The sequence below is a fragment of the Streptomyces sp. WELS2 genome (genome assembly GCF_013870595.1).
Taxonomy (GTDB): domain Bacteria; phylum Actinomycetota; class Actinomycetes; order Streptomycetales; family Streptomycetaceae; genus Streptomyces.
This window is the reverse complement of record NZ_JACBWZ010000289.1, coordinates 1-7,087: the sequence shown is the minus strand read 5'-3', so window position 1 is coordinate 7,087 and position 7,087 is coordinate 1. Positions and strand designations below refer to the sequence as shown.

Below are 7,087 nucleotides of genomic sequence, written 5' to 3'. Positions count from 1 at the left end.
GCCGCGGCCCGGGCGCTCCGGGGGGCGCGCCCGCCCGGGGCCCGCGTCCGGCGCCGAACTGGCGGCGGCGGATCAAGTGGACGGCGATCACGGTGGCCGGTGTGCTGGTCGTCACGTCGGTCGCGACCTACTTCTGGGCCGACTCCAAGCTGCGCCGCGAGGTGGACCTGTCCAAGGTCATCGACCGGCCGGACGGCGGCGACGGCACGAACTACCTGATCGTCGGCTCGGACAGCCGTGAGGGCATGTCCAAGGAGGACGAGAAGAAGCTGCACACCGGCGGCGCCGAGGGCAAGCGCACCGACTCGATGATGATCCTGCACGTCGGTGACAACGGCGACACGCTGATCTCGCTGCCCCGCGACTCGGACGTGGTGGTGCCGTCGTACCAGGGGTCGACGTCCGGGAAGGTCTTCCCGGCGCAGGGCCGGCACACCAAGCTGAACGCCACCTACGCCGAGGACGGGCCGACGCTGCTGGTCCGCACGATCGAGGCCAACACCGGGCTGCGCATCGACCACTACGTGGAGATCGGCTTCCAGGGCTTCGCCGGCATCGTGGACGCGGTGGGCGGTGTCGAGATCGACATCGAGAAGGGCTTCAAGGACAAGTGGTCGGGCGCCGACTTCGAGGCCGGCAAGCAGACCCTGAACGGCCAGGAGGCCCTCGCGTTCGTGCGCACCCGGCACGCGTTCGCCGCCTCCGACCTCCAGCGGACCAAGAACCAGCAGAAGTTCCTGGCCGCCCTGGCCCACCAGGTGGCGACGCCGTCGACGATCCTGAACCCGTTCAAGTTCTACCCGACCATGGGCGCGGGCCTGGACTCCCTGATCGTCGACAAGGACATGTCGCTGTGGGACCTGGCGTCGATGTTCTGGGCGATGAAGGGCGTCAGCGGCGGTGACGGCACCTCGATGAACATGCCGATCTCCGGCTCCGCGGGCGGCAACCTGGTCTGGGACAAGGCCAAGGTCAAGACGCTGGTGGACGAGCTGAACAACGACGAGAAGGTCACCGTCTCCGGGAACTAGGCGGCGGAAGCGGGGGCCGGGGGCGCCGGTCCGGGTGCCCCCGGCCGTGCCGTCGCGGGGGCTACATGCGGCCGGCGCCCGCCATCGCCCGGCAGCTCTCGGCACAGCGGCGACACGCCTCGGCACAGCGCGTCAGCTGCTGGTCGTCCGGCATGGCGGTACACGCCTCGGCGCACATGTCGCACACCTTGGCACACAGCGCGCACATGTCGGTGTGCGCGGGCGAGCGGCGCATCATCATGTCGGCGCACATCCGGGTGGTCTCCGAGCAGTCCATCAGCGCGCGCATGATCTGCATCTGCTGCGGGCCGCCCTTCTGCATGCAGGAGCTCATGGTCTCCTCGCAGACGCCGTGGCAGTCCATGCAGGCCGCGATGCAGTCCTGCATCTGCCGCGTGAGGGCGGGCATCGCCGGCGACTGGGTCATGACTCCTCCTGGGAGGGCGGGGGCCCGGGGCGGACCCCGTGTCCTTCCGTCCTACGTCCGCTCCCGCCGCCCCGCACGTCGGCCCCGGGACCCCTCGCCCGGCCAGGGCTCACGGCCCGCACCGGCCCGCCGTTCTACGGCTTGCGGCCCACCGCGCCGAAGTGGGTGACCTCCGCCGGCTCCGGCTCCCCGGGCTCGGGCCGCCAGCGGGAGCAGGAGACCAGGCCGGGCTCGAGCAGCTCGACCCGGTCGAAGAAGCGGGCCAGGTCGGTGCGGCTGCGCAGGGTCATGGGCGCGGAGCCCTGGCCGTTCCAGTACTCCACCGCCTGGGTCATCGCCTCGCCGTCGACCTCGGTGGTGGGGTGCGAGACGACCAGGAAGCTGCCGGAGGGCACGGCGTCCAGCAGCCGGTGCAGGATGGACACGGCCTCGTCGGTGTCCATGACGAAGTTGAGGATGCCGAGCAGGGTGAGGGCGACCGGGCGGTCGAGGTCGAGGGTCTGGGCGGCGCCCCGCAGGATGGCCTCCGGGTCGTGCACATCGGCATCGATGTAGTCCGTGGCGCCCTCGGGGGTGCTGGTCAGCAGCGCGTGGGCGTGGGTGAGGACCAGCGGGTCGTTGTCGACGTAGACGATCCGGCAGGACGGGTCGACGCGCTGGGCGACCTCGTGGGTGTTGTCGGCGGTGGGCAGGCCGGTGCCGATGTCCAGGAACTGCCGGATGCCCTCGGTGCCGGCCAGGTGCCGGACCGCGCGGGCCAGGAACGCCCGGTCGGCGACGGCCGAGCGGGGCAGCGCGGGGACGAAGCCGAGGATCTGGTCGCCGACCTCCTCGTCCACCGGGTAGTGGTCCTTGCCGCCGAGCCAGTAGTTCCAGATGCGCGCCGAGTGGGAGACGTCGGTGCGCAGCCGGGCCATGCGCGCGACGCCTTCGTCACCCCTTGCCGCGGTGTGGTCGGTCAGGGCCATGGGCGCGGGTCTCCTTCGAAGTGATCACGATCGGAACGCGCACCAACATAAAGAAGGAAGGCGCCCGGAGGGGCGCCTTCCGGAAATCCGCGGACCCTGGCGGTTACGGCAGGTTGCGCGCCATGACGATGCGCTGGACCTGGTTGGTGCCCTCGTAGATCTGGGTGATCTTGGCGTCGCGCATCATGCGCTCCACCGGGTAGTCGCGGGTGTAGCCGTAGCCGCCGAGGAGCTGGACGGCGTCGGTGGTGACCTCCATGGCGACGTCCGAGGCGAAGCACTTGGCGGCGGCGCCCAGGTAGGTGAGGTCGGCGTCGCCGCGCTCGGAGGCGGCGGCGGCCTGGTAGGTGAGGGCGCGGGCGGCCGAGATCTTCATCGACATGTCGGCGAGCATGAACTGGATGCCCTGGAAGTCGGCGATCGGCTTGCCGAACTGCTTGCGCTCCTGGACGTAGCCCTTGGCGTAGTCGAGGGCGCCCTGGGCGCAGCCGAGCGCCTGCGCGGCGATGGTGATGCGGGTGTGGTCCAGGGTCTTCATGGCCGTCATGAAGCCGGTGCCCTCCTCGCCGATCATGCGGTCGGCGGGGATGCGGACGTTGTCGAAGTAGACCTCGCGGGTCGGGGAGCCCTTGATGCCGAGCTTCTTCTCCGGCGCGCCGAAGGAGACGCCCTCGTCGGACTTCTCCACGACGAAGGCGGAGATGCCCTTCGAGCGCTTCGAGGGGTCCGTCACGGCCATCACCGTGTAGTACTCGGAGACGCCCGCGTTGGTGATCCAGCGCTTGACGCCGTTGAGCACCCAGTGGTCGCCGTCGCGGACGGCCCTGGTCTTCATGCCGGCCGCGTCCGAGCCCGCCTCCGGCTCGGAGAGGCAGTACGAGAACATCGCGTCGCCCTTGGCCAGCGGGCCCAGGTACTTCTTCTTCAGCTCCTCGGAGCCGGAGAGGATCACCGGCAGCGAGCCCAGCTTGTTGACCGCCGGGATGAGGGAGGAGGAGACGCAGGCGCGGGCGACCTCCTCGATCACGATGACCGTGGCGAGCGCGTCGGCGCCGGAGCCGCCGTACTCCTCGGGGACGTGCACGGCGTGCAGGTCGTTCGCCACCAGGGCGTCCAGGGCCTCCTGCGGGAAGCGCGCCTCCTCGTCCACCGCCGCGGCGTACGGCGCGATCTTCGCCTCGACCAGGGAACGGACGGCGTCCCGGAGCATGTCGTGCTCCTCGGACGGGCGGTACAGGTCGAAGTCAGCCGATCCGGCCACGGTCTCTCACGCTCCAAAGACGCAGTGATACTGACGCTAATTACCGTTAAGTAACTCAAATTTTAGAGGTCCGGCCCCCACCCGCCTACGTGACCTACGCGACAGCGGGAGAAATGCCCGGCGAGGGGCCCGGATATGCTCGGGCCCGCATGACCGAGCACGACCGACGGACCCGAGCTGGAGCACCCATGAGCCTGAAGATCACCGTGATCGGCACCGGCTACCTCGGCGCCACGCACGCCGCGGCCATGGCCGAGCTGGGCTTCGAGGTACTGGGTCTGGACGTCGTGCCCGAGAAGATCGCCCTGCTGGAGCGCGGCGAGACCCCGATGTACGAGCCGGGGCTCGACGAGCTGCTGCGCAGGCATGTCGCCGGGATCGAGGGCTCGACCGGGCGGCTGCGGTTCACCACGGACTGGGCCGAGGCCGGTGCCTTCGGCGATGTGCACTTCGTGTGCGTCAACACCCCGCAGAAGCACGGCGAGTACGCCTGCGACATGTCGTACGTGGACTCCGCGATCGCCTCCCTCGCCCCGCATCTGCACGGCCCGGCCCTGGTCGTGGGCAAGTCGACCGTGCCGGTGGGCTCCGCCGAGCGGCTGGCGGCCTACCTCGCCGAGCACGCCCCGGCGGGCGCGGACGCCGAGCTGGCCTGGAACCCGGAGTTCCTGCGCGAGGGCTTCGCCGTCCAGGACACCCTGCACCCGGACCGGATCGTGGTCGGCGTCCGCGGCGAGCGCGCCGAGAAGCTGCTGCGCGAGGTGTACGCGACGCCGGTGGCCGAGGGCACGCCGTTCGTCGTCACCGACTTCCCGACCGCGGAGCTGGTGAAGACGGCCGCGAACTCCTTCCTCGCCACCAAGATCTCCTTCATCAACGCGATGGCGGAGGTGTGCGAGGCGGCCGGCGGTGACGTGGCGAAGCTCGCGGAGGCCATCGGCCACGACGACCGGATCGGCCACAAGTTCCTGCGCGCCGGGATCGGCTTCGGCGGCGGCTGCCTGCCCAAGGACATCCGGGCGTTCATGGCCCGCGCGGGCGAGCTGGGCGCCGACCAGGCGCTGACCTTCCTGCGCGAGATCGACTCCATCAACATGCGCCGGCGCGGCCAGATGGTCGAGATGGCCCGGGAGGCACTCGGCGGCGGCTCCTTCCTCGGCAAGCGGGTCGCGGTGCTCGGCGCCACCTTCAAGCCGGACTCGGACGACGTGCGCGACTCGCCCGCGCTGAACGTGGCCGGGCAGATCCACCTCCAGGGCGGCCAGGTGACGGTGTACGACCCGAAGGGCATGGCCAACGCCCGCAAGGTCTTCCCGACCCTGGGCTACGCCGACACCGCGGAGGAGGCCGTCCGGGGCGCCCATGTCGTGCTGCACCTGACCGAGTGGCGCGAGTTCCGCGAGCTGGACCCGGCGGCGCTGGGCGAGGTGGCGGCGGACCGTGTGCTGCTCGACGGCCGCAACACGCTCGATGCGGAGCTGTGGCGCCGGGCCGGCTGGACGTACCGGGCGATGGGCCGGCCGACGGCCTAGCGAAAGCCCTGTGCCGCGGCGGCGGCCGGTGTCCCGTGCCTTTCGCCGCGCCCCCGCTGCCCCCGGTTCGGCCGAGGCTCAGTCGGCCGAACCGGGGCTGTGCGCATTGTGCACCATCGGTGGCGGGGGTCAGGCGCCCTTCGCGCGGTAGCGGCGCATCTTGGCGCGGGCCCCGCAGACCCGCATGGAGCACCAGCGCCCGCACCCGGCGGGGCTGCGGTCGTAGTACGCCCAGTGGCAGGTCTCGGACTCGCATGCCTTGAGTCTGCTCCAGGTGCCGGCGACGAGTGCCTCGGCGACGGCGGCGGCGACGCGGGAGAGCAGCGGGCCCGCCGCGGCGGGGGTCAGGCGGGCGGAGCCGTCGTGGTCGTCCACGGCGACATACAGCGGGGCCCGGGCGAGCAGGGTGCCGAGCGGGGTCACGGCGCGGTGCGGCGGGTGGCCGGCGTGGGCGAGCAGTGCGGCCCGCAGCGACTCGCGCAGTTCGCGGGCCTCGGCGACGCCGTCATCCGGGATTCCCAGCCGGTCCCGGCCCTCCGGCGTGTCCAGCGCGTCGGAGGCGGCCCCGAGGTCGAGCGTGTTCACCAGTGACTCGACCAGCGCCAGGCCGCCGGGAGCGGCGGATCTCTCGCTCATGCTTGCAACGTTACCGCCACCAGGGGAGCATGCGGTAACCGTTACCGGTTACCCGTATCTACAGGTAACCCCTAGGAGGTAGTCATGGCTCTCGCCAAGCTCGATGCCGTGGTCCTGGACTGTCCCGACCCCCGCGCCCTGGCCGGCTTCTACGCCGGTGTGCTGGGCGGCGCGGTGGAGGGGGACGACGAGTGGACGACCCTGAGGGTGCCCGGCGGCCCGGCGCTCGCCTTCCAGCGGGCGCCCGGGTTCGTGCCGCCCCGGTGGCCCGCGCCGGACCACTCCCAGCAGTTCCACCTGGACCTGACCGTGCCGGACCTGGACGCGGCCGAGAAGGAGGCGCTGGAGCTGGGCGCCCGCCCGCTGGACACCGCCGACCGGTCCCGCACCTTCCGTGTCTACGCCGACCCGGCGGGGCACCCGTTCTGCCTCTGCGCCGGCTGAGACGTCGAAGAAGCGAAGAAACCGGAGGACATCATGGCGCCCGTGGCCCGTTTCCGTAACGTCGTGCTCGACTGCCCCGACCCGCACCGCCTGGCCGCCTTCTACGCGGCGGTGGCCGGGGGCACCCCGCAGGCCGAGGACGACGACTGGGTCGTCCTGCGGGTGCCGGACGGGCCCCGGCTGGCCTTCCAGCGGGCCGAGGGGTACACCCCGCCGGAGTGGCCGCGCGCCGACCGCAACGGCCAGCAGCTCCACATCGACTTCGACGCGGGCCCGACCTGGGCGGACGTCGACGCGGCCCATGAGAAGGTGCTCGCGCTCGGCGCCCGTCCGCTGGACCTGGAGGACCGCGAGAAGAAGGACTTCCAGGTGTACGCCGACCCGGCCGGGCATCCGTTCTGCCTGTCCCGGATCGAGCGGTCCTAGGACGCTACAGCGCGTCCAGGTCGGTGATCCGTGGTGCCGGTGCCTCCCGGCGGTGCTGGGCGGCGCGGGCCGTGAAGTCGGCGCCGCGCAGCACCCGCTGGACGTTTCCCCAGGTCAGCAGAGCCAGTTCGGTCTCGGACCAGCCGCGCCGGAGCAGCTCGGCGATCAGGTGCGGATAGCGGGAGGCGTCGGCGAGCTCACGGGGATGCACCACCCCGGAGTCGTAGGTGCCGGACAGGCCGACGCACTCGGGGCCGGCCACGTCGCGGATGTGGTCGAGGTGGTCGGCGACGTCCGGGACGGCCGGGCCGGTCTGCTCGGCGGTCAGCGGCACCATGCACAGGCCCTTGGCCCCGCTGACG

Annotated in this window: 9 protein-coding genes; 4 read left to right on the top strand and 5 right to left on the bottom strand. The window is 71.6% G+C overall.

The window, feature by feature from the left end; genetic code table 11:
* Positions 1-1,031, top strand: a 1,031-nt coding sequence (locus H5J33_RS18030) for an LCP family protein (protein ID WP_181795963.1), incomplete at its 5' end; no start/stop codon positions are given.
* Between the two features lie 61 nt (positions 1,032-1,092).
* Here the strand turns inward: H5J33_RS18030 and H5J33_RS18025 are convergent.
* The 3 genes from H5J33_RS18025 to H5J33_RS18015 all read right to left on the bottom strand — a co-directional run bounded on the left by H5J33_RS18025 (position 1,093) and on the right by H5J33_RS18015 (position 3,687).
* Positions 1,093-1,458, bottom strand: a complete 366-nt coding sequence (locus H5J33_RS18025) for a four-helix bundle copper-binding protein (RefSeq protein WP_181795962.1) — start codon at positions 1,456-1,458, stop codon at positions 1,093-1,095.
* 134 nt (positions 1,459-1,592) lie between these two features.
* Positions 1,593-2,375 carry an SAM-dependent methyltransferase gene (locus H5J33_RS18020; RefSeq protein ID WP_258565198.1) on the bottom strand — a complete coding sequence of 261 codons (783 nt, stop codon included), beginning with the start codon at positions 2,373-2,375 and terminating at the stop codon, positions 1,593-1,595.
* Positions 2,376-2,529: 154 nt separating this feature from the next.
* On the bottom strand, positions 2,530-3,687 hold the full coding sequence (locus H5J33_RS18015; protein WP_309485428.1) for an acyl-CoA dehydrogenase: 1,158 nt from the start codon (positions 3,685-3,687) through the stop codon (positions 2,530-2,532).
* Between the two features lie 188 nt (positions 3,688-3,875).
* Between H5J33_RS18015 and H5J33_RS18010 the strand changes: the two genes are divergently transcribed.
* Positions 3,876-5,219, top strand: a complete 1,344-nt coding sequence (locus H5J33_RS18010; protein ID WP_181795960.1) for a UDP-glucose/GDP-mannose dehydrogenase family protein — start codon at positions 3,876-3,878, stop codon at positions 5,217-5,219.
* 129 nt (positions 5,220-5,348) lie between these two features.
* On the opposite strand, the gene H5J33_RS18005 is transcribed toward H5J33_RS18010, so the two are convergent.
* Positions 5,349-5,855 carry a CGNR zinc finger domain-containing protein gene (locus H5J33_RS18005; RefSeq protein WP_181795959.1) on the bottom strand — a complete coding sequence of 169 codons (507 nt, stop codon included), beginning with the start codon at positions 5,853-5,855 and terminating at the stop codon, positions 5,349-5,351.
* 84 nt (positions 5,856-5,939) lie between these two features.
* Here H5J33_RS18005 and H5J33_RS18000 point away from each other — a divergent pair, with 84 nt between their 5' ends.
* Positions 5,940-6,299, top strand: a complete 360-nt coding sequence (locus H5J33_RS18000; RefSeq protein WP_181795958.1) for a VOC family protein — start codon at positions 5,940-5,942, stop codon at positions 6,297-6,299.
* Between the two features lie 33 nt (positions 6,300-6,332).
* Positions 6,333-6,725 (top strand): VOC family protein, encoded by a 393-nt coding sequence (locus H5J33_RS17995; protein ID WP_181795957.1) that lies wholly within the window; start codon positions 6,333-6,335, stop codon positions 6,723-6,725.
* A gap of 4 nt (positions 6,726-6,729) precedes the next feature.
* Here the strand turns inward: H5J33_RS17995 and H5J33_RS17990 are convergent.
* On the bottom strand, positions 6,730-7,087 hold a 358-nt coding region (locus H5J33_RS17990), incomplete at its 5' end, for a membrane dipeptidase (protein WP_181795956.1).

Bases quoted from the DNA above. Each gene is read 5' to 3' on its own strand.
- H5J33_RS18020 (WP_258565198.1), bottom strand. From the start codon at position 2,375: ATGGCCCGGCTGCGCACCGACGTCTCCCACTCGGCGCGCATCTGGAAC.
- H5J33_RS18005 (WP_181795959.1), bottom strand. From the start codon at position 5,855: ATGAGCGAGAGATCCGCCGCTCCCGGCGGCCTGGCGCTGGTCGAGTCA.
- H5J33_RS18025 (WP_181795962.1), bottom strand. From the start codon at position 1,458: ATGACCCAGTCGCCGGCGATGCCCGCCCTCACGCGGCAGATGCAGGAC.
- H5J33_RS18010 (WP_181795960.1), top strand. From the start codon at position 3,876: ATGAGCCTGAAGATCACCGTGATCGGCACCGGCTACCTCGGCGCCACG.
- H5J33_RS17995 (WP_181795957.1), top strand. From the start codon at position 6,333: ATGGCGCCCGTGGCCCGTTTCCGTAACGTCGTGCTCGACTGCCCCGAC.
- H5J33_RS18000 (WP_181795958.1), top strand. From the start codon at position 5,940: ATGGCTCTCGCCAAGCTCGATGCCGTGGTCCTGGACTGTCCCGACCCC.